This is a genomic window from Pseudomonas sp. AC172 (assembly GCF_979258595.1).
The window spans coordinates 640,382-658,906 of record NZ_OZ409868.1; the positions used below are offsets into that span (position 1 = coordinate 640,382).

Consider the following 18,525-nt stretch of genomic DNA (forward strand, 5'->3'; position numbering starts at 1 on the left):
ATGATGAATGACGATATGAACGCCCAGGACGACCAGGCACTGGCTGACGAATGGGCTGCCGCCCTGGAAGAAACCGGTGATGGTCAGGCTGACATCGACGCCCTGCTGGCTGCCGACGCAGCCAGCGGCTCGCGTCTGCCGATGGAAGAGTTCGGCAGCGTGCCGAAGAACAACGACCCGGTGACCCTCGACGGCCCGAACCTGGACGTGATCCTCGACATCCCGGTGTCGATCTCGATGGAAGTGGGCAGCACCGACATCAACATCCGCAACCTGCTGCAACTCAACCAGGGTTCGGTGATCGAGCTTGATCGTCTGGCCGGCGAGCCGCTGGACGTGTTGGTCAACGGCACGCTGATCGCGCACGGCGAAGTAGTGGTGGTCAACGAGAAGTTCGGCATCCGCCTGACCGACGTGATCAGCCCAAGCGAACGCATCAAGAAGCTGCGCTGAGTGAAACGGTTTCTCTGGGCTTTGCTGGCATTGCCATTGAGCGTGCTGGCCGCCGAACCGTCGACCGCCACCACAGTGCCTGCCGCCACCGCGCCGATGGTCAACAGCGGCGTGGCCGGGCAACTGACGCAACTGGTGTTCGGCCTGCTGCTGGTGCTGGGGTTGATCTTCTTCCTTGCCTGGCTATTGCGCCGGGTGCAGCAGGCAGGTCCGGCCGGCAAGGGCCAGGTGATCGAGCTGATCGGTTCGCGCGCGCTCGGGCCGCGTGATCGGTTGATGCTGGTGCAGGTCGGCAACGAGCAGATTCTGCTCGGTCTGAGCCCCGGCACGATCACCGCGCTGCATGTGCTCAAGGAGCCGGTCGAGGTGCCCAGTGCCAGTGACAAAGCGACCCCGGAATTTGCCCAGCATCTGCTGAAGATTCTCGGCAAGGATCAGAAGGATAAGAAGTAATGGGTGCGTTACGCATCGTCTTGACGCTGGCCCTGATGCTGGCCGCGCCGCTGGCGTTCGCCGCCGATCCGTTGTCGATCCCGGCGATCACGCTGGGCACCAACGCCGATGGCGCGCAGGAGTATTCGGTCAGTCTGCAGATCCTGCTGATCATGACCGCCCTGAGCTTCATTCCGGCGGCCGTGATCCTGATGACCAGTTTCACCCGGATCATCATTGTCTTCTCGATCCTGCGTCAGGCCCTCGGCCTGCAACAGACGCCGTCGAACCAGATCCTCACTGGCATGGCGCTGTTTCTGACCATGTTCATCATGGCCCCGGTGTTCGACCGGGTGAACAACGATGCCCTGCAACCGTATCTGGCGGAAAAACTCACCGCCCAGCAAGCGGTAGAAAAAGCTCAGGTGCCGATCAAGGACTTCATGCTCGCGCAGACCCGCACCAGTGATCTGGAGCTGTTCATGCGTTTGTCCAAGCGCACAGACATCGCCACGCCGGATCAGGCGCCGCTGACCATTCTGGTGCCGGCGTTCGTCACCTCCGAGCTTAAAACCGCGTTCCAGATCGGCTTCATGATCTTCATCCCGTTCCTGATCATCGACCTCGTCGTGGCCAGTGTGCTGATGGCGATGGGTATGATGATGCTCTCGCCGCTGATCATCTCGCTGCCGTTCAAGATCATGCTGTTTGTGCTGGTCGATGGCTGGGCGCTGATCATCGGCACCCTGGCCAGCAGTTTTGGAGGTGTCTCGCCATGACGCCGGAAGTCGCGGTCGATATCTTTCGTGAAGCGCTGTGGCTGACCACGCTGATGGTCGCGATTCTGGTGGTGCCGAGTCTGTTGGTCGGCTTGCTGGTGGCGATGTTCCAGGCCGCGACGCAGATCAACGAACAGACCCTGAGCTTCCTCCCGCGTCTGCTGGTGATGCTGGTGACGTTGATCGTCGCCGGTCCGTGGATCGTGCAGACCTTCATGGAATACATCATTCAGTTGTACAAAAACATCCCGATGGTCATCGGCTAAGCCATGCAATCGCTGCTTCAGCTGACCGACACCCAGATCAGTACCTGGGTGGCCTCGTTCATGTTGCCGCTGTTTCGCGTGGCGTCGATGCTGATGGTCATGCCGGTGTTCGGCACCACGCTGGTGTCGCGGCGGATCCGCCTGTATTTCGCCGTGGCCATCACCGTGTGCATTGCTCCGAGCCTGCCGCCGATGCCGGCGGTCAGCCCGCTAGATCTCAGCGGTTTGCTGCTGATAGCCGAGCAGATTCTCGTCGGTGCGGTACTCGGGTTTTCCCTGCAACTGTTTTTCCAGGCCTTTGCAGTGGCCGGGCAGATCGTGGCGATTCAGATGGGCATGGGCTTCGCCTCGATGGTCGACCCGGCCAACGGTGTATCGGTGGCGGTGATCGGGCAGTTCTTCACCATGCTCGTGACGTTGCTGTTCCTGTCGATGAATGGCCACTTGGTGGTGTTCGAAGTCCTCACTGAAAGCTTTACCACGCTGCCCGTCGGCGGCGGGTTAATGACGGCGCAATACTGGGAATTGGCCGGCAAGCTCGGTTGGGTGTTGGGCGCCGCGCTATTGCTGGTGTTGCCGGCCGTCACTGCGCTGCTGGTGGTCAACATCGCGTTTGGCGTGATGACCCGCGCGGCGCCACAACTGAACATTTTCTCCATCGGGTTTCCGCTGACCCTGGTGCTCGGGCTGTTCATCGTCTGGGTCGGTCTGGCGGACATTCTCAATCAGTACCAGCCGCTGGCCAGCGAAGCCTTGCAGCTGTTACGTGAATTGGCACGGGCGCGCTGAGTCATGGCAGAGAGCGAAAGCGGTCAGGACAAAACAGAAGACCCCACGGAGAAACGCAAAAAGGATTCCCGTGAAAAGGGCGAGATTGCCCGTTCCAAAGAGCTCAACACCCTCGCCGTGATGATGGCCGGCGCCGGGGCGCTGCTGGTGTTCGGCGGCATGCTGGCCGAGGATCTGATGGAGCTGATGCGCCTGAACTTCACGCTGTCGCGTGAGGTGATCATGGACCAGGGTTCCATGGGCGCATTTCTGTTGAAGTCAGGTCAGATGGCGCTGGTGGCGATCCAGCCGTTCATGATCACGTTGTTGCTGGCGGCCCTGATCGGCCCGATCTCGCTTGGTGGCTGGCTGTTCGCGGCCGGTTCCATGGCCCCAAAATTCAGCCGGATGAACCCGGCGGCAGGCCTGAAGCGGATGTTTTCGTTCAAGGCTGTGGTCGAACTGCTCAAGGCGCTGGCCAAGTTTTCGGTCACCTTGGGGGTGGCGTTGGTGGTGCTGTTATCAGACGTCGATGACTTGATGCGGATCGCCCATGAGCCGCTGGAGATGGCGATCATTCACAGCGTCACGCTGGTCGGCTGGAGTACCTTGTGGCTGGCCTGCGGTCTGATCATCATCGCCGCCGTCGACGTGCCGGTGCAGCTCTGGGAAGCCCACAAGAAACTGCTGATGACCAAGCAGGAAGTGCGCGACGAGCACAAGGATCAGGAGGGGCGCCCCGAGGTCAAGCAACGCATCCGTCAGACCCAACGCGAAATGTCCCAGCGCCGGATGATGGCGGCGATTCCCGACGCCGACGTGGTCATCACCAACCCGACGCACTACGCCGTCGCGCTCAAATACGATTCCGAGAAGGGCGGCGCGCCGATGCTGATTGCCAAGGGCAGCGACTTCCTCGCCCTGAAGATCCGCGAAATTGCCGTGGCCAACAACGTCATGCTCCTCGAATCGCCGGGGCTGGCGCGCTCGATCTACTACTCCACCGAACTGGATCAGGAAATCCCCGGTGGGCTGTATCTGGCGGTGGCGCAGGTGTTGGCCTACGTCTACCAGATCCGCCAGTACCGCGCGGGCAAGGGCAAACGCCCGGATCCGCTCAAGGACGACTTGCCGATTCCGCCGGATCTGCGTCGCGATTCCTGACGTTGCTGTGCAGCCATTGGTCTGAGATCTCCCTTTACTGTCAACTCTGACAGGTGCGCTCGCCGCTATTTTGCAGTTTGATGAAAGGTGCTGTCGCGCGCTGGCGCGGCCGGGCGGGCGAGTGCAAGGGAGCAAGGCAATGAAAGGAGTTTTCAGCAGCTACGATGAAAAAACCGGAAGAGGCACCATCACGCCGAAGCAATCGGGACGATCCCTTTCCTTTGCCGAAGCCACGGGTTTTTTTCTGACCGCCAAAGAGTACCGATTCAGCATTCCATTGGCCGATGCGCAACAGGCGAACGTCAAAGTGGGCGGCGAGGTCGAGTTCGAATTGCCAAAAGGCAAAAATGGAAAAGTGAAAATCCTCCGGTATTGATCAATCGATCGCAAAAGCCACTAAAACGAAAAAACCGCCGGCCCTGTTCAATGGGCCAGCGGTTTTTTTATGCCTGAAAACATGTGTCGGCTGTGAGGTCGCTTTCGTCGGATCGCCGCCAGAAGCAAGCCTGCTCCCCCATGCTCGGCGGTGGATCAGGGATTTGTGAACGGCGCAGATCCCTGTGGGAGCGGGCTTGCCCGCGAAGACGTCAGCAGCCACAACGCCTCACTCAAGGCTTGTCACAGACCTGTACTACTGCGGCAACTCCAGATTATCCATCACCCGATTCACCGCCAGCTCTCCGAGCATGATCAGTTGCGCGATCCCCAACAGCGTCCTGCGCTGCGACGCAGGGATGAGATGGGCGAAGTCATGAGCGATGGTTCTGGCTGAGGCGAGTGTTTCGCTGGCATCGGCCAGCAGTTCCTCGTTTTTAAAGTCTGCGGTGACGGCGTACATCCGGCGGGTTTTACGTGGCGGCGGGGTGGAGCCGGGTGGGCAGAGGTAATGGTCGAGGGCGCGGTCGGCGGCTTCGTGGAGTTTTTTTGAATCGAGGGATTCGTAGGGGGAGGTGGGGTCTGTTTCGGGTGGGTTGGGTGTTGGTTTGATCATGGTGAAGCTCCTTTGAAGTGGAGCCGCTACAACCTGTCGCTAAACAGGAGGGGTGGCGGCTGTACGCAGGTTAGCGAACCGGTCAAAGGCACCCGGCAGACCCGAAGGTCTCCCGCATACAGCCACCATGACGAAATCGCGAAAATACAGATCCGCAACGAAGCCTGGAACGCCGATGCACCTTTGACTTGAATTCGAGTCGCTAAACCCGATCGCTGATTCGTCAGCGACCGCACCACGATAGAACCCGAGCCCAAGGCGCACAAGCCGGCGGATTCTGGCTTGGCTGTAGGCAAAGGCGCAAGGATTTGTAGCCTCGAAGGCGTGTCTGAAGGTGTCTTTTAAACACCTGAGTTTAAAAGTCAAAAGAACGAAAAATTATTTGGGAGAAAGGTGGTCTGTACTGACATCCCCGGCTACCAGATCCGTCTTCACCTTGATGCGCTCAAGAATGATTTGCCGCTCCGCCGGGTTTTTTGACGGTTACCGTCTGTCTGAAATGCCTCTGAACCTGTTAGTTATGACAGTAGACGGCCACCGTGAAAATCGATGACATGGATTGCGGAATTTCTCCGCAGTTTATGGAGCACGATCATGGCAGAGCGTATCTATCGCAAGCTTGAAGGGATGACCCTGGAGTACGTTTCGGGGCGGTTGGAGGAAAACCCGAAGGAAAACGCCATTCGTTACGAGGTTACCTTCGATATGGATCTGGACTTTACCCACTTTGTGCAAATGGCCAATGCCTATATCCCGGATTATCTGGGCAATCCAGTCAACGCCATCAGACCTGAACTGGATGGCCTGGCTTACCACTATTCCTACAACTACCTGTTCGATGCGGCGGGAAAAATCCGCGACAACCAAGCGTTGTTCGAACTCTTTACCTCGCCCGCGTATTACATGGATCAATGGGCGACCGGCCCCGATCTGCAGGTGCGCTTTGGCAAACCGAAGTTTGAAGTGGACGGGCGCAAGCTACGTGTGAAGGCCAGCAGGGACTTCCGATTGCTGGACAACAAGGGCCAGATCGGAATCGCGGATTTGCCGATCATTTCGTTTCACTGGGCGCTCAACCTGCTACAGAGCGACCTGACGATTCCAGAGATCATTGCACCCGAGACCAAGGTCGTGCTGATGTACATGGATGAGGACTTCGTTGAGGTCGAAGGTGAGCAAGTTTTGCGTGGTACGCGCTACGTCAACGGCAAGCAACTGAGCTTCGGCAATATTGCACCCAAGCAGATTTTGACTGCGAGGTAACCCGCGTAAAAAACCGCTGCCCCGATTCAACGGAACAGCGGTTTTTTTATGCCTGAAGACAGTCGGTGGATCAGGGATTTGAAAGCGGCGCAGATCCCAGTGGGAGCGGGCTTGCCCGCGAAGGCGCCGGAGGCTACAGCGCCTCACTCAAAGGCCTGTCACAGAGGCGCGCTACTGCGGCAACTCCAGATTATCCATCACCCGATTCACCGCCAGCTCCCCGAGCATGATCAACTGCGCAATACCCAGCAGCGTCCTGCGCTGCGACGCGGGTACGAGATGGGCGAAGTCATGGGCGATGGTTCTGGCGGAGGCGAGTGTTTCGCTGGCATCGGCCAGCAACTCCTCGTTTTTGAAGTCGGCGGTAACGGCGTACATTCTGCGGGTTTTACGGGGCGGTGGCGTGGAGCCGGGTGGGCAGAGATAATGATCGAGCGCGCGGTCGGCGGCTTCGTGGAGTTTTTTCGAATCGAGGGATTCGTAGGGGGAGGTGGGGTCGGTTTCGGGTGGGTTGGGTGTTGGTTTGATCATGGTAAAGCTCCTTGAGAAATGGAGCCGTCAACCTTCGCTGCTAAACGAAGAGGGTGGCGGCTTGTACGCGGGTTAGCAGACCAGGCTCAAGGATCCCGGCGCACCGAAGTGCCCCACGCAAAGCCGCCATAACGTAATGGCAGTACTCGCGTGCCTTGAAAATTGCCGAGCTGCTAAACCCGATCGCTGATTCGTCAGCGACCGCACCACAATAGAACCCGCCCCCAAGGCGCACAAGCCGGCGGATTCTGGCGTAGCCGTAGGCAATGGCGCAAGGGTGTGTAGCCTTGAAGGCGTGTCTGGAGGTATCTTTTAAACACTTGAGTTTAAAAGGCAAGGAATCGGGCGACTTTCTGGTTGGAAACGTGGTCTGTCCCTGATATCCCTGATATCGCTATAGAGATATCTTTTATAACGGCGTAATTTGAAAGTAGTCAAAATAAACTTGATCACCAGTACTGAGTAGGATGGATTTAATTCCATTCAAATATCCTGAGTCTAACATTCCTCCTTTGCCAGTATTTTGAGACACAGAACCGAGAACGCCTCCAGATGAGTCAAGAAAATGCGCGATTATGGGTTCGCTTAGTCCCCAACTCCAGAGTTGAAAAATGACTCTTGCTGCTACGCCATCCCGAAGTATCAGTTCAAATTTAATAGTCATGCCCGTATAGGGCGAATACGTAAAAATCTGTTGCCCACGAAAATTTGGTTCTGCATACATTCCGGCTTTAATTTCTACATAGCTTTTGTAACCGTTTCGTTCCGGCAATTGACGTGCTATGAGAGTAAACTTTCCGGTTTCTAAGCTTTGTCCCGCGACCGTTAACTTCCTTGATGGAGTCGTTTCAAAGTCTTCGATAATAATTTGCTTCACGGTCAGTGTTCTGGCGGCCGACACAGGATTGCTCCCATACAAAGCTTTGGCGGTAAAACTGTGTGCTGCCACAGTCAAAGCACTGACGAGCAACGTCCAGATACCGGTTGTGGGATCTGCCGTTGCCGGACCTTTGGAAACAGTGCCGTCAAAGATTTCGACTTTCTGGCCCTTAGCCGCGACGCCGCTCAGGGTGACAGCAGTTTCCACTGTGCTCCCGCCTTGGGGGATTTCGACGCCGCTGGGAGAGCCTTTGACCGATGTCAAAGTGGGAGCGGTGGCGGCTATGACGGTCAGTGTTCTGGCCGCCGACACGGCACCGGAACCGTACAGCGCCTTGGCGGTAAAGCTGTGCGCCGCCACCGTCAGGGCACTGACGAGCAACGTCCAGACACCGGTTGTGGCATCTGCAGTGGCCTGACCTTTTGAGACGGTGCCGTCAAAGATTTCGACCTTCTGGCCTTGGGCCGCGACGCCGCTCAGGGTTACAGCAGTTTCCACTGTGCTCCCGCCTTGAGGGATTTCGACGCCGCTGGGAGAGCCTTTGACTGATGTCAAAGTCGGAGCGGTGGCGGCTGTGACGGTCAGGTTACGCACATTCGAGTACAGCGGATTGCTGGGATAAAGTGCTTCAGCGTACAGCCGCCGCGCACCCAGTGGCACTGTGATTGTGATCTCCCAGATTCCCGTTGTTCCGTTGGCAGTTGCGGTGCCCCGTGATGCCGAACCGGAACCGGTGCCGTCACGAATTTCGACCTGCTGGCCCAGGCTTGCGGTGCCCCTGAGTTTCAATGTAGTGCTTACGGTTATTGCGCCTTCTGGTACTTCCGCATTCGCGGCGTCCTGCACGTTGCTCAGTGTTGGTACGACCACGGCTATGACGGTCAGTGTTCTGGCCGCCGACACGGCACCGGAACCGTACAGAGCCTTGGCGGTAAAGCTGTGCGCCGCCACCGTCAGGGCACTGACGAGCAGCGTCCAGACACCGGTTGTGGCATCTGCAGTGGCCTGACCTTTTGAGACGGTGCCGTCAAAGATTTCGACCTTCTGGCCTTGGGCCGCGACGCCGCTCAGGGTTACGGCCGTTTCCACTGTGCTCCCGGCTTGGGGGATTTCGACACCGCTGGGAGAGCCTTTGACCGATGTCAAAGTGGGAGCGGTGGCGGCTGTGACGGTCAGTGTTCTGGCCGCCGACACGGCACCGGAACCGTACAGAGCCTTGGCGGTAAAGCTGTGCGCCGCCACCGTCAGGGCACTGACGAGCAACGTCCAGACACCGGTTGTGGCATCTGCAGTGGCCTGACCTTTTGAGACGGTGCCGTCAAAGATTTCGACTTTCTGGCCCTTAGCCGCGACGCCGCTCAGGGTGACAGCAGTTTCCACTGTGCTCCCGCCTTGGGGGATTTCGACGCCGCTGGGAGAGCCTTTGACCGATGTCAAAGTGGGAGCGGTGGCGGCTATGACGGTCAGTGTTCTGGCCGCCGACACGGCACCGGAACCGTACAGCGCCTTGGCGGTAAAGCTGTGCGCCGCCACCGTCAGGGCACTGACGAGCAACGTCCAGACACCGGTTGTGGCATCTGCAGTGGCCTGACCTTTTGAGACGGTGCCGTCAAAGATTTCGACCTTCTGGCCTTGGGCCGCGACGCCGCTCAGGGTTACAGCAGTTTCCACTGTGCTCCCGCCTTGAGGGATTTCGACGCCGCTGGGAGAGCCTTTGACTGATGTCAAAGTCGGAGCGGTGGCGGCTGTGACGGTCAGGTTACGCACATTCGAGTACAGCGGATTGCTGGGATAAAGTGCTTCAGCGTACAGCCGCCGCGCACCCAGTGGCACTGTGATTGTGATCTCCCAGATTCCCGTTGTTCCGTTGGCAGTTGCGGTGCCCCGTGATGCCGAACCGGAACCGGTGCCGTCACGAATTTCGACCTGCTGGCCCAGGCTTGCGGTGCCCCTGAGTTTCAATGTAGTGCTTACGGTTATTGCGCCTTCTGGTACTTCCGCATTCTCGGCGTCCTGCACGTTGCTCAGTGTTGGTACGACCACGGCTATGACGGTCAGTGTTCTGGCCGCCGACACGGCACCGGAACCGTACAGAGCCTTGGCGGTAAAGCTGTGCGCCGCCACCGTCAGGGCACTGACGAGCAACGTCCAGACACCGGTTGTGGCATGTGCAGTTGCCTGGCCTTTTGAGACGGTGCCGTCAAAGATTTCGACCTTCTGGCCTTTGGCCGCGACGCCGCTCAGGGTTACGGCCGTTTCCACTGTGCTCCCGGCTTGGGGGATTTCGACACCGCTGGGAGAGCCTTTGACCGAATCGATAGTTGGAGCAGTTGCCTGGCCAACTTCCAGCGTCAACTCCCGTGAATGCCCCAACGTCTCTCCCGCCCGCTCAATCCTGTAATCCGCCATCACCGTGCCGTGGAGGTTGGCCGTGACGTACTGCTTCGGCACGGTCACCCGCACTGGCTTGCCGGCTGTGGCGGGGATCAGGTCGATATGGTCACTGAAGCTGCCGCCGCTCGCCGAGCCATTGAAGTAGTAGTGAAACCGGTCTTCGTCCTGGGTACCGGTGTGGGTCAAGACCATGGTTGCACCGGTCGGCGGCACCTTGTCCGGATCCAGCACGCCACTGGCGTCTGCTTCTTCGATTTCCGGGCGTTCAAAGATTGGCTTCGCCACGCCGACCTGCATGATGAATGGCAGCGATTCGCGCACGCTCAGCAGCAGGTTGTCTTTGTTGGTGACGATGTAGTAGACCTTGACGCTCAGGCCATCGAAACGCTGAATTTCGGTCTGGCTCACGTTGCGCAAGACGGGCTCGCCATCCGCTACATTGCCGACCTGGCGCGGGTCCTCGTAGTAAACAGGGTCGCCGCCGGGCGCCTTCGCCTCCCAGATCACGTTCAGCAGATCACTGCTGTTGCGACCCACGTACCACGGCGCACTCACCGTCGCCCACGGCGTATCGCCTGGCAACGTCCCGCCCGGTGCCTCGACGACGCTAGGCGCGAGCAGTTGGCTGATGTCGCCCACGACGCTGACGCTGGCGTTCTTCGAGTTGACGTCTTTGTCACCCCGTCGACGGACAAAACCCACCGATGCACTGCCTTTGGCGATGGCCCGCACGGCTGCGTTCGGGATGCTGAACTCGAGATGAAAGTCCACGAACTTCACCGTCATCGATAATGGGCCGACGATAATTTGCGGGCCTTGGGCTGGGGTGCCGATCCAGGTCAGGAGCACTTCATCGCCCTCGTCAAAGTCGGGATCTGGTGTGGACACCTGCACTTTGACGTCGTCGTCACCCAGTTCGTCGAGATCCACACGTTTGGTCGGCTCGCCCTTGACCAGCACCTTCGGTTCATTCAGTCGAGTACCGTTGAGATCCACCAGTACGGGCTGGACCGCCGACCAAGGCGCGCGCTCGTCCGGGTAGTTGCCGCAGCGGTCAATGACCTGGTAAGCCACGGCCACCGCGGAGCCATCGCCAGCAGCCTTGATCAGTTCGTAATCGAAGGTGATGTCGATGGGGTATTTGTCCGGATCACTCGCCTGATCCGGGGTGACGAGATGAACCTTTTTCTGACTGCCCCAGCGGGCGTGGATGCGGTCGTTTTTAGTCAGGTTGCGGTAGCGGACGATGCGCATCGTTACAACGTCTTTTTCCGTAAAATTCTTGTCGATTTCGTAGCGGTCGAGGGAGAAGTTGAGATCGGAGTGGCCATCATCGCCAGCGATGTCGTCGTATTCACCGGGGCGGGTGAGTTTGACCAGCAGCTTTAAACGGGGCTTGGATTCTTCTTCGGGATGGTTCTTGCCGGAGACCTTGTAGAACACGTCGATGGCGTCACCGTCGATCACATAACTCTTGGCCAGGGTGAAGACTACATCCCGATTGAGTTCGGACTCGTGCTCGAGGGTTTTGCTCCATACCTCATCCTTCTCGTTGTTCCAGAAGAAATCGACTCGGTCCGTGAGTTTCATTTCGAACCAGGCAGGGATGACCACTTGCAAACCGTTTTCCACTGCACGAATGGGGATGCCGCCATCGTAACCATCTGGTGGGTCAAGGGTAGTCAGGGCAGGGAAGTAAATGGGCTTCAGGGCAAAAGGTTTCTGGTCGGCCATGGCTGCGTGCTCCGTTCGGTTTGGCAACGGAGTGATTGAACGCGCATGGGCGGAATTGCGCACCTGTCAGATCTGACAGGTGAGGGCCGAAATCCGACGGATGGTAATTTTGAGAGAGGTGGAGTCGAAGCTGAAAAAGCCTTAGAGATCGATCGTTCCCACGCTCTGCGTGGGAATTCAGCCCGGTACGCTCCGCGTCCCTTCCAAAGCCGAACGCGGAGCGTCCGTTGAGGCGTTTCTTTGCGGCGCGTGGGAACGATCAGTAGCCGAACTAATCCGGCACCTCCAGATTATCCATCACCCGATTCACCGCCAGCTCGCCGAGCATGATCAGTTGCGCGATCCCCAACAGCGTCCTGCGCTGCGACGCGGGTACGAGATGGGCGAAGTCATGGGCGATGGTTCTGGCTGAGGCGAGTGTTTCGCTGGCATCGGCCAGCAGTTCTTCGTTTTTGAAGTCTGCGGTGACGGCGTACATTCTGCGGGTTTTACGGGGCGGTGGCGTGGAGCCGGGTGGGCAGAGGTAGTGATCGAGCGCGCGTTCGGCGGCGTCGTTGAGCTTTTTTGAATCTAGGGATTCGTAGGGGGAGGCGAGGTCGGTTTCGGGTGGGTTGGGTGTTGGTTTGATCATGGTGAAACTCCTGAGTTTATGGAGCCACTCTTTTCCCTGTCGCTAAACAGGTGAAGGTGGCAGCTGTACGCAGGTTAGCGAACCGGTCTCAGGCACACCGGTAGACCCAAAGGTCTCCCGCATACAGCCGCCATAACGTAATTGCGGGCGAAGAGTCCCACAACGAAGCCACGAACGCTGATGCACTGAGTTGGTCCGAGTCGCTAAACCCGATCGCTGATTCGTCAGCGACCGATCCACAATAGAACCCGGCCCCAAGGTGCACAAGCCGGCGGATTCTGGCGTAGCTGTAGGCAATGACGCAAGAATATGTAGCCTTAAAGGCGTGTCTGAAGGTGTCTTTTAAACACCTGAGTTTAAAAGGCGATTTGCACTAACTCGACTGGCCCCTTCGCGAGCAGGCTCACTCCTACAGGGGGCATGTTTTCTCTCCCGATTTCACTCCTTGGCAAAAGTTGGAAAGCTTCTTGCAGTACCCGCCGTGAGCCCGCTCTGGGCGTCAAAAGTTTGCTTTAAAGGAACGGGGAAAACCGGTGGATCGCTCTCAGTTATTCAACACAGCACGCACAAACGTTGCCGATTTAAGTCGAGGCAATCTGGGCGTGCCGTTGCTGTTGCTGGTGATGCTGGCGATGATGATGTTGCCGGTGCCGCCGTTCCTGCTCGACGTGTTCTTTACCTTCAACATCGCGCTGTCGATCGTCGTCCTGCTGGTCTGCGTGTATGCGCTGCGGCCGCTGGATTTCGCCGTGTTCCCGACGATTTTGCTGGTCGCGACGTTGCTGCGGCTGGCGTTGAACGTCGCGTCGACGCGCGTTGTAATGCTCCACGGTCAGGACGGCCACGCCGCTGCCGGTAAGGTGATTCAGGCCTTCGGTGAAGTGGTGATCGGCGGTAACTACGTGGTCGGTATCGTGGTTTTTGCGATCCTGATGATCATCAACTTCGTTGTGGTGACCAAAGGTGCCGGGCGGATTTCCGAGGTGAGCGCGCGTTTCACCCTCGATGCGATGCCCGGCAAACAAATGGCGATCGACGCCGACCTCAACGCCGGTTTGATCGACCAGAACCAGGCCAAGGCGCGCCGTCAGGAAGTCGCCCAAGAGGCGGAGTTCTACGGTTCGATGGACGGTGCCAGCAAGTTCGTTCGCGGTGACGCCATCGCCGGCCTGCTGATTCTGTTCATCAACCTTATCGGCGGCATGGCCGTTGGTATCTTCCAGCACAACATGAGCTTCGGCGATGCCGGTCGGGTTTACGCCTTGCTGACCATCGGTGACGGTTTAGTGGCGCAATTGCCATCACTGTTGTTATCGACAGCGGCAGCGATCATGGTGACCCGTGCTTCCGGTTCGGAAGACATGGGCAAGCAGATCAATCGTCAGATGTTCGCCTCGCCGAAAGCGCTGGCGGTGGCGGCCGGTCTGATGGCGGTCATGGGCCTGGTGCCGGGCATGCCGCACTTCTCGTTCCTGAGCATGGCTGCGTTGGCCGCTGGCGGCGCCTACCTGTTCTGGAAGAAACAGAACGTCGCCAAGGTCGTGGCGCTGGAAGAGGTCAAGCGTCAGCAGGAACTGCTGCCGTCGCCGGCCCGCGCTATGGAAACCAAAGAGCTGGGCTGGGACGACGTAACGCCAATCGACATGATCGGCCTGGAAGTCGGCTATCGCTTGATTCCGCTGGTGGATCGCAATCAGGGCGGGCAATTGCTGGCGCGGATCAAGGGCGTGCGCAAGAAGCTCTCGCAGGATCTGGGCTTCCTCATGCCAACTGTGCACATTCGTGACAACCTCGATCTGGCGCCCAGCGCCTATCGCCTGACCCTGATGGGCGTGATCCTCGCCGAAGCCGAGATCTATCCGGACCGCGAACTGGCGATCAACCCGGGCCAGGTCTACGGCACACTCAACGGTATCAACGCCAAAGATCCGGCTTTCGGCCTGGAGGCGGTGTGGATCGAAATCAGCCAGCGTGCCCAGGCACAATCCCTCGGTTATACGGTGGTTGACGCGAGCACCGTGGTCGCCACGCACTTGAACCAGATTCTGTACAAGCACTCCAGTGAGCTGATCGGCCACGAAGAAGTGCAGCAACTCATGCAATTGCTGGCCAAAAGCTCGCCGAAACTGGCAGAAGAGCTGGTGCCGGGCGTGGTCTCGTTGTCGCAGTTGCTCAAAGTGCTGCAAGCGCTGCTCGCCGAACACGTGCCGGTGCGCGATATCCGCAGCATTGCCGAAGCCATCGCCAACAACGCCGCGAAGAGTCAAGATACCGCCGCGCTGGTGGCTGCTGTGCGGGTCGGCGTATCACGCGCCATCGTCCAAAGCATTGTAGGCACTGAGTCGGAGCTGCCTGTGATCACCTTGGAACCAAGGTTGGAACAAATATTGCTCAATAGTCTGCAGAAGGCAGGACAAGGCTCGGAAGAGGGCGTTCTGCTGGAGCCAAGCATGGCCGAGAAGCTGCAGCGTTCGCTCATCGAAGCGGCGCAGCGTCAGGAAATGCAAGGTCAGCCGGTGATCCTTTTGGTCGCTGGCCCGATCCGCGCGATGCTCTCGCGCTTTGGCCGCCTCGCAGTCCCTGGGCTGCATGTGCTGGCCTACCAGGAAATACCGGACAACAAGCAAGTGACCATCGTTGCGACAGTAGGGCCCAACGGCTGAGGTAGTGGTTTATGCAAGTTAAGCGTTTCTTTGCCGCCGATATGCGTCAGGCCATGAAGCTGGTTCGTGATGAGCTGGGCGCTGATGCCGCCATCATTGGCAACCGCCGCATTGCCGGCGGTGTTGAGCTGACGGCGGCACTGGATTACAAATTGTCGGCGCTGGCGCCACGGGTTCCGAACATGGAGCTCGAAGACGAGCTGCGCAAGACCCAATCGCGCATCGTCACCGCCCAGGCCGAGTTGAGCCTGCGGGGCGAAGCCGACGGCAACAGCAATCGCCAGATTTTCGCCGGGCTGCCGTTGACGGCTGGCCTGCCTTTGACCGCCGCAGAACCGCTGAGCGAGCCGACCTACGCCGCTCCGGCGCGTCCGGCCCCGGCGCCTGCGCAGTCTTCCGGCGGTGTTGATCCGCGTGCACTGGATTCGATGCGCTTTGAATTGAACAGCCTGCGCGAGCTGATGGAAGTCCAGCTCGGCACCCTGGCCTGGAATCAGCTGCAAGGCAGCCGTCCGGCGCAAGCCAATCTGTATCGCCGTCTGCAACGTATCGGTCTGTCCGGGCCGTTGTCGCGCGATTTGTTGGCGATGATCACTGATATCGAAGAGCCGCGTCAGGCCTGGCGCATGCTGCTCGCGCACCTGGCACGGATGATTGCCGTACCGGAAGTCGAGCCGCTGGAAGAGGGCGGTGTGATTGCCATGGTCGGCCCTGCCGGCATGGGCAAGACCACCACGCTGGCCAAGCTTGCCGCGCGTTATGTGCTGAAATACGGCGCGCAGAATGTGGCGCTGGTGAGCATGGACAGTTTCCGTATCGGCGCGCAGGAACAACTGAAGACCCTGGGGCGCATTCTCAATGTGCCGGTGACTCACGTCGATCCTGGCCAATCGTTGGTGCAAGCGCTGGATCCACTGCTGCGCAAACGCGTGGTGTTGATCGATACTGCCGGCCTGCAAGCCAGCGATCCGGCCCTGCGCATGCAGCTCGAAAGTCTGGCCGGTCGTGGCATTCGCTCAAAAAATTATCTGGTCTTGGCAACCACCAGCCAGAAACAGGTTCTAACCGCCGCTTATCACAGTTACAAGCGTTGCGGGCTCGCCGGGTGCATCCTGACTAAACTGGATGAAACGGCCAGCCTTGGCGAAGTGTTGAGCCTGGCGATCAGTCATGAATTGCCGGTCGCGTACCTGACCGATGGCCCACGGATTCCGGATGATCTGCATCTGCCGCGCCGTCATCAACTGGTCAGCCGCGCCGTCAGCGTGCAAATGCAGGAAGAACCCAGCGAAGAAGCCATGGCCGACATGTTCGCTGATATCTATCACAGCCCGACCAAGCAGGTAGGCTGAGGTATTCATGAACAGTTTTTGTACCTACATCGATGGTCTGCCATGCATTGTTCCGGTTGTGAACGCGCAGCCAGTAATGTGGCCTCCGTCTATGCAAGACAAGGTAAAGAAATAACATGGGCAGCATGCATCCCGTACAGGTGATCGCGGTGACCGGCGGCAAAGGTGGCGTCGGCAAGACTAACGTGTCAGTGAACTTGTCCCTGGCGCTGGCAGAGCTTGGCCGTCGGGTCATGTTGCTGGACGCCGATCTGGGGCTGGCGAACGTCGACGTATTGTTGGGTCTGACCCCTAAACGCACGCTGGCCGACGTCATCGAAGGCCGTTGCGAATTGCGCGACGTGCTGTTGCAAGGCCCCGGTGGCATTCGCATCGTCCCGGCCGCGTCCGGCACGCAGAGCATGGTGCACCTGAGCCCGGCGCAGCACGCCGGCCTGATTCAGGCATTCAGCGACATCGGCGACAATCTCGACGTATTGGTGATCGACACCGCTGCGGGTATTGGTGACTCGGTAGTCAGTTTTGTCCGCGCCGCGCAGGAAGTGTTGCTGGTGGTCTGCGACGAGCCAACCTCGATCACTGACGCCTACGCACTGATCAAACTGCTCAACCGCGACTACGGCATGAACCGCTTCCGCGTGCTGGCCAACATGGCGCAGAGCCCGCAGGAAGGGCGCAACCTGTTCGCCAAGTTGACCAAGGTCACGGATCGCTTCCTGGACGTGGCCCTACAATACGTCGGCGCCGTGCCTTACGACGAAAGCGTGCGTAAAGCGGTGCAGAAGCAGCGTGCGGTGTACGAAGCCTTCCCGCGTTCCAAGTGCGCGCTGGCGTTCAAGGCGATCGCGCAGAAGGTCGATACCTGGCCGCTGCCCGCCAACCCGCGTGGCCACCTTGAGTTTTTCGTCGAGCGCCTCGTGCAGCAAACGGCAGGGCCCGTGCTATGACCGCAAGCGGTATGAACTACTACAAGAAGTCGGCACGTGACGCGCAGTACGAACTGATCGAGCGTTACGCGCCACTGGTCAAACGCATTGCCTATCACTTGCTGGCACGGTTGCCAGCGAGTGTGCAGGTCGAAGACCTGATTCAGGCCGGGATGATCGGCCTGCTCGAAGTCTCGACCAAATACGACGCCAGCAAAGGCGCCAGTTTCGAAACGTACGCGGGCATACGAATCCGCGGCGCGATGCTCGACGAAGTGCGCAAAGGGGACTGGGCACCACGCTCGGTTCACCGTAATACCCGTATGGTCAGCGACGCGATTCGCTCAATTGAAGCTAAAACCGGCCGTGATGCTAAAGATCACGAGGTTGCGGCCGAACTCCAATTGAGTCTCGACGATTACTACGGGATTTTGAATGACACCTTGGGCAGTCGCCTGTTCAGTTTCGACGATCTGTTGCAGGACGGCGAACACGAAGGGCTGCACGAGGATGGCGCGAGTGCTCATCTCGAGCCGTCGCGCGATCTGGAAGATGAACGCTTCCAGGCAGCGCTGGCGGACGCGATTGCCAATTTGCCGGAGCGTGAGCGACTGGTGTTGGCGCTGTACTACGACGAAGAGCTGAACCTCAAGGAAATCGGTGAAGTCCTTGGCGTCAGTGAATCGCGGGTCAGCCAGTTACACAGCCAGTGCGCGGCCCGTTTGCGGGGGCGTTTGGGGGAGTGGCGAGCGCGCTGAAGGCAGTGTGGGGACACTGCGAACGAGGCTGGTGCGGTGATGAACGGCACCGGTCTTGCTCTGTTGTGCTCCAGACAGTCTTCGAGTGCTGCGCCGATTGATTGAAGTGGCGCGTCCAGGTGCTGGGCGCGTTTAAGACTGCTTGGAGGTCGAATTGAACAAAGACATGAAAATCCTCATCGTTGATGACTTCTCAACGATGCGGCGGATCATCAAGAACCTGCTGCGTGATCTTGGGTTCACCAACACCGTCGAGGCTGACGATGGCGTGACTGCCATTCCAGTGCTCAACAGCGGAAGCATCGACTTTCTGGTAACGGACTGGAACATGCCGGGCATGACCGGTATCGACCTGCTGCGCCACGTGCGTGCCGATGAAAAACTCAAGCACCTGCCAGTGCTGATGGTGACTGCAGAAGCCAAGCGCGAGCAGATCATCGAAGCCGCTCAGGCCGGTGTGAACGGCTACGTAGTCAAACCTTTCACGGCTCAGGCGTTGAAAGACAAAATCGAGAAGATTTTCGAACGCATCGGCTGATG

General features: G+C 58.8%; 17 protein-coding genes. 13 read left to right on the plus strand and 4 right to left on the minus strand.

All coding sequences use genetic code 11. The features are described from left to right. Positions 1–3 precede the first annotated feature (3 nt). From fliN to ACZ0A4_RS03030, 7 genes are all read left to right on the plus strand, one after another. Positions 4–453, plus strand: a complete 450-nt coding sequence (fliN, locus tag ACZ0A4_RS03000) for a flagellar motor switch protein FliN (RefSeq protein ID WP_007920031.1) — start codon at positions 4–6, stop codon at positions 451–453. After that, positions 454–906 (plus strand): flagellar biosynthetic protein FliO, encoded by a 453-nt coding sequence (fliO, locus tag ACZ0A4_RS03005; protein ID WP_463573018.1) that lies wholly within the window; start codon positions 454–456, stop codon positions 904–906. Then, complete coding sequence (gene fliP, locus ACZ0A4_RS03010; RefSeq protein ID WP_003222895.1) at positions 906–1,664, plus strand: flagellar type III secretion system pore protein FliP; 759 nt, start codon at positions 906–908, stop codon at positions 1,662–1,664. Before fliO ends, fliP begins: the two co-directional genes overlap by 1 nt. Next, positions 1,661–1,930, plus strand: coding sequence for a flagellar biosynthesis protein FliQ (gene fliQ, locus ACZ0A4_RS03015; RefSeq protein WP_007920026.1), 270 nt, complete (start codon positions 1,661–1,663; stop codon positions 1,928–1,930). The genes fliP and fliQ overlap by 4 nt, the downstream gene beginning before the upstream one ends. Before the next feature lie 3 nt (positions 1,931–1,933). Then, positions 1,934–2,719, plus strand: coding sequence for a flagellar biosynthetic protein FliR (fliR, locus tag ACZ0A4_RS03020; RefSeq protein ID WP_047599973.1), 786 nt, complete (start codon positions 1,934–1,936; stop codon positions 2,717–2,719). Positions 2,720–2,722: 3 nt separating this feature from the next. Then, positions 2,723–3,862: a flagellar biosynthesis protein FlhB gene (gene flhB / locus ACZ0A4_RS03025; RefSeq protein WP_463573020.1), complete on the plus strand. Its 1,140-nt coding sequence runs from the start codon at positions 2,723–2,725 to the stop codon at positions 3,860–3,862. A gap of 139 nt (positions 3,863–4,001) precedes the next feature. Continuing rightward, positions 4,002–4,238, plus strand: coding sequence for a hypothetical protein (locus ACZ0A4_RS03030; protein WP_463573021.1), 237 nt, complete (start codon positions 4,002–4,004; stop codon positions 4,236–4,238). Positions 4,239–4,493: 255 nt separating this feature from the next. On the opposite strand, the gene ACZ0A4_RS03035 is transcribed toward ACZ0A4_RS03030, so the two are convergent. Then, positions 4,494–4,853: a DUF6124 family protein gene (locus ACZ0A4_RS03035; RefSeq protein WP_102900463.1), complete on the minus strand. Its 360-nt coding sequence runs from the start codon at positions 4,851–4,853 to the stop codon at positions 4,494–4,496. A gap of 594 nt (positions 4,854–5,447) precedes the next feature. On the opposite strand from ACZ0A4_RS03035, the gene ACZ0A4_RS03040 reads away from it, so the two are divergent. Next, a complete protein-coding gene (locus ACZ0A4_RS03040; RefSeq protein ID WP_463573023.1) occupies positions 5,448–6,116 on the plus strand; it encodes a hypothetical protein in 669 nt (222 codons plus the stop codon). Between the two features lie 171 nt (positions 6,117–6,287). On the opposite strand, the gene ACZ0A4_RS03045 is transcribed toward ACZ0A4_RS03040, so the two are convergent. From ACZ0A4_RS03045 to ACZ0A4_RS03055, 3 genes are all read right to left on the minus strand, one after another. Beyond that, a complete protein-coding gene (locus ACZ0A4_RS03045; protein WP_016987469.1) occupies positions 6,288–6,647 on the minus strand; it encodes a DUF6124 family protein in 360 nt (119 codons plus the stop codon). A gap of 409 nt (positions 6,648–7,056) precedes the next feature. Continuing rightward, the gene (locus tag ACZ0A4_RS03050) at positions 7,057–11,655 is read right to left on the minus strand and encodes a hypothetical protein (protein WP_463573024.1); all 4,599 of its coding nucleotides are present in this window, start codon (positions 11,653–11,655) and stop codon (positions 7,057–7,059) included. A gap of 271 nt (positions 11,656–11,926) precedes the next feature. Then, a complete protein-coding gene (locus ACZ0A4_RS03055) occupies positions 11,927–12,286 on the minus strand; it encodes a DUF6124 family protein (RefSeq protein ID WP_463573025.1) in 360 nt (119 codons plus the stop codon). Positions 12,287–12,819: 533 nt separating this feature from the next. Between ACZ0A4_RS03055 and flhA the strand changes: the two genes are divergently transcribed. The 5 genes from flhA to ACZ0A4_RS03080 all read left to right on the plus strand — a co-directional run bounded on the left by flhA (position 12,820) and on the right by ACZ0A4_RS03080 (position 18,523). Then, the gene (flhA, locus tag ACZ0A4_RS03060; protein ID WP_034151515.1) at positions 12,820–14,949 is read left to right on the plus strand and encodes a flagellar biosynthesis protein FlhA; all 2,130 of its coding nucleotides are present in this window, start codon (positions 12,820–12,822) and stop codon (positions 14,947–14,949) included. Positions 14,950–14,960: 11 nt separating this feature from the next. Beyond that, a complete protein-coding gene (flhF, locus tag ACZ0A4_RS03065; protein ID WP_008077677.1) occupies positions 14,961–16,301 on the plus strand; it encodes a flagellar biosynthesis protein FlhF in 1,341 nt (446 codons plus the stop codon). A 116-nt stretch (positions 16,302–16,417) separates the two neighbouring features. After that, positions 16,418–17,248, plus strand: a complete 831-nt coding sequence (gene fleN / locus ACZ0A4_RS03070; protein WP_003222917.1) for a flagellar synthesis regulator FleN — start codon at positions 16,418–16,420, stop codon at positions 17,246–17,248. Continuing rightward, positions 17,245–17,985, plus strand: coding sequence for an RNA polymerase sigma factor FliA (gene fliA / locus ACZ0A4_RS03075; RefSeq protein ID WP_007920004.1), 741 nt, complete (start codon positions 17,245–17,247; stop codon positions 17,983–17,985). The genes fleN and fliA overlap by 4 nt, the downstream gene beginning before the upstream one ends. A 166-nt stretch (positions 17,986–18,151) precedes the next feature. Continuing rightward, positions 18,152–18,523: a chemotaxis response regulator CheY gene (locus ACZ0A4_RS03080; protein ID WP_161986607.1), complete on the plus strand. Its 372-nt coding sequence runs from the start codon at positions 18,152–18,154 to the stop codon at positions 18,521–18,523. The last annotated feature ends 2 nt before the right edge of the window (positions 18,524–18,525 follow it).

Coding starts and splice junctions, on each gene's coding strand:
- ACZ0A4_RS03055 (WP_463573025.1), bottom strand. CDS start 12,286: ATGATCAAACCAACACCCAACCCACCCGAAACCGACCTCGCCTCCCCC.
- flhB (WP_463573020.1), top strand. CDS start 2,723: ATGGCAGAGAGCGAAAGCGGTCAGGACAAAACAGAAGACCCCACGGAG.
- ACZ0A4_RS03050 (WP_463573024.1), bottom strand. CDS start 11,655: ATGGCCGACCAGAAACCTTTTGCCCTGAAGCCCATTTACTTCCCTGCC.
- ACZ0A4_RS03040 (WP_463573023.1), top strand. CDS start 5,448: ATGGCAGAGCGTATCTATCGCAAGCTTGAAGGGATGACCCTGGAGTAC.
- fliA (WP_007920004.1), top strand. CDS start 17,245: ATGACCGCAAGCGGTATGAACTACTACAAGAAGTCGGCACGTGACGCG.
- fliR (WP_047599973.1), top strand. CDS start 1,934: ATGCAATCGCTGCTTCAGCTGACCGACACCCAGATCAGTACCTGGGTG.
- ACZ0A4_RS03030 (WP_463573021.1), top strand. CDS start 4,002: ATGAAAGGAGTTTTCAGCAGCTACGATGAAAAAACCGGAAGAGGCACC.
- fleN (WP_003222917.1), top strand. CDS start 16,418: ATGGGCAGCATGCATCCCGTACAGGTGATCGCGGTGACCGGCGGCAAA.
- ACZ0A4_RS03080 (WP_161986607.1), top strand. CDS start 18,152: ATGAAAATCCTCATCGTTGATGACTTCTCAACGATGCGGCGGATCATC.
- ACZ0A4_RS03045 (WP_016987469.1), bottom strand. CDS start 6,647: ATGATCAAACCAACACCCAACCCACCCGAAACCGACCCCACCTCCCCC.
- fliP (WP_003222895.1), top strand. CDS start 906: ATGGGTGCGTTACGCATCGTCTTGACGCTGGCCCTGATGCTGGCCGCG.
- flhF (WP_008077677.1), top strand. CDS start 14,961: ATGCAAGTTAAGCGTTTCTTTGCCGCCGATATGCGTCAGGCCATGAAG.
- ACZ0A4_RS03035 (WP_102900463.1), bottom strand. CDS start 4,853: ATGATCAAACCAACACCCAACCCACCCGAAACAGACCCCACCTCCCCC.
- fliN (WP_007920031.1), top strand. CDS start 4: ATGAATGACGATATGAACGCCCAGGACGACCAGGCACTGGCTGACGAA.
- fliQ (WP_007920026.1), top strand. CDS start 1,661: ATGACGCCGGAAGTCGCGGTCGATATCTTTCGTGAAGCGCTGTGGCTG.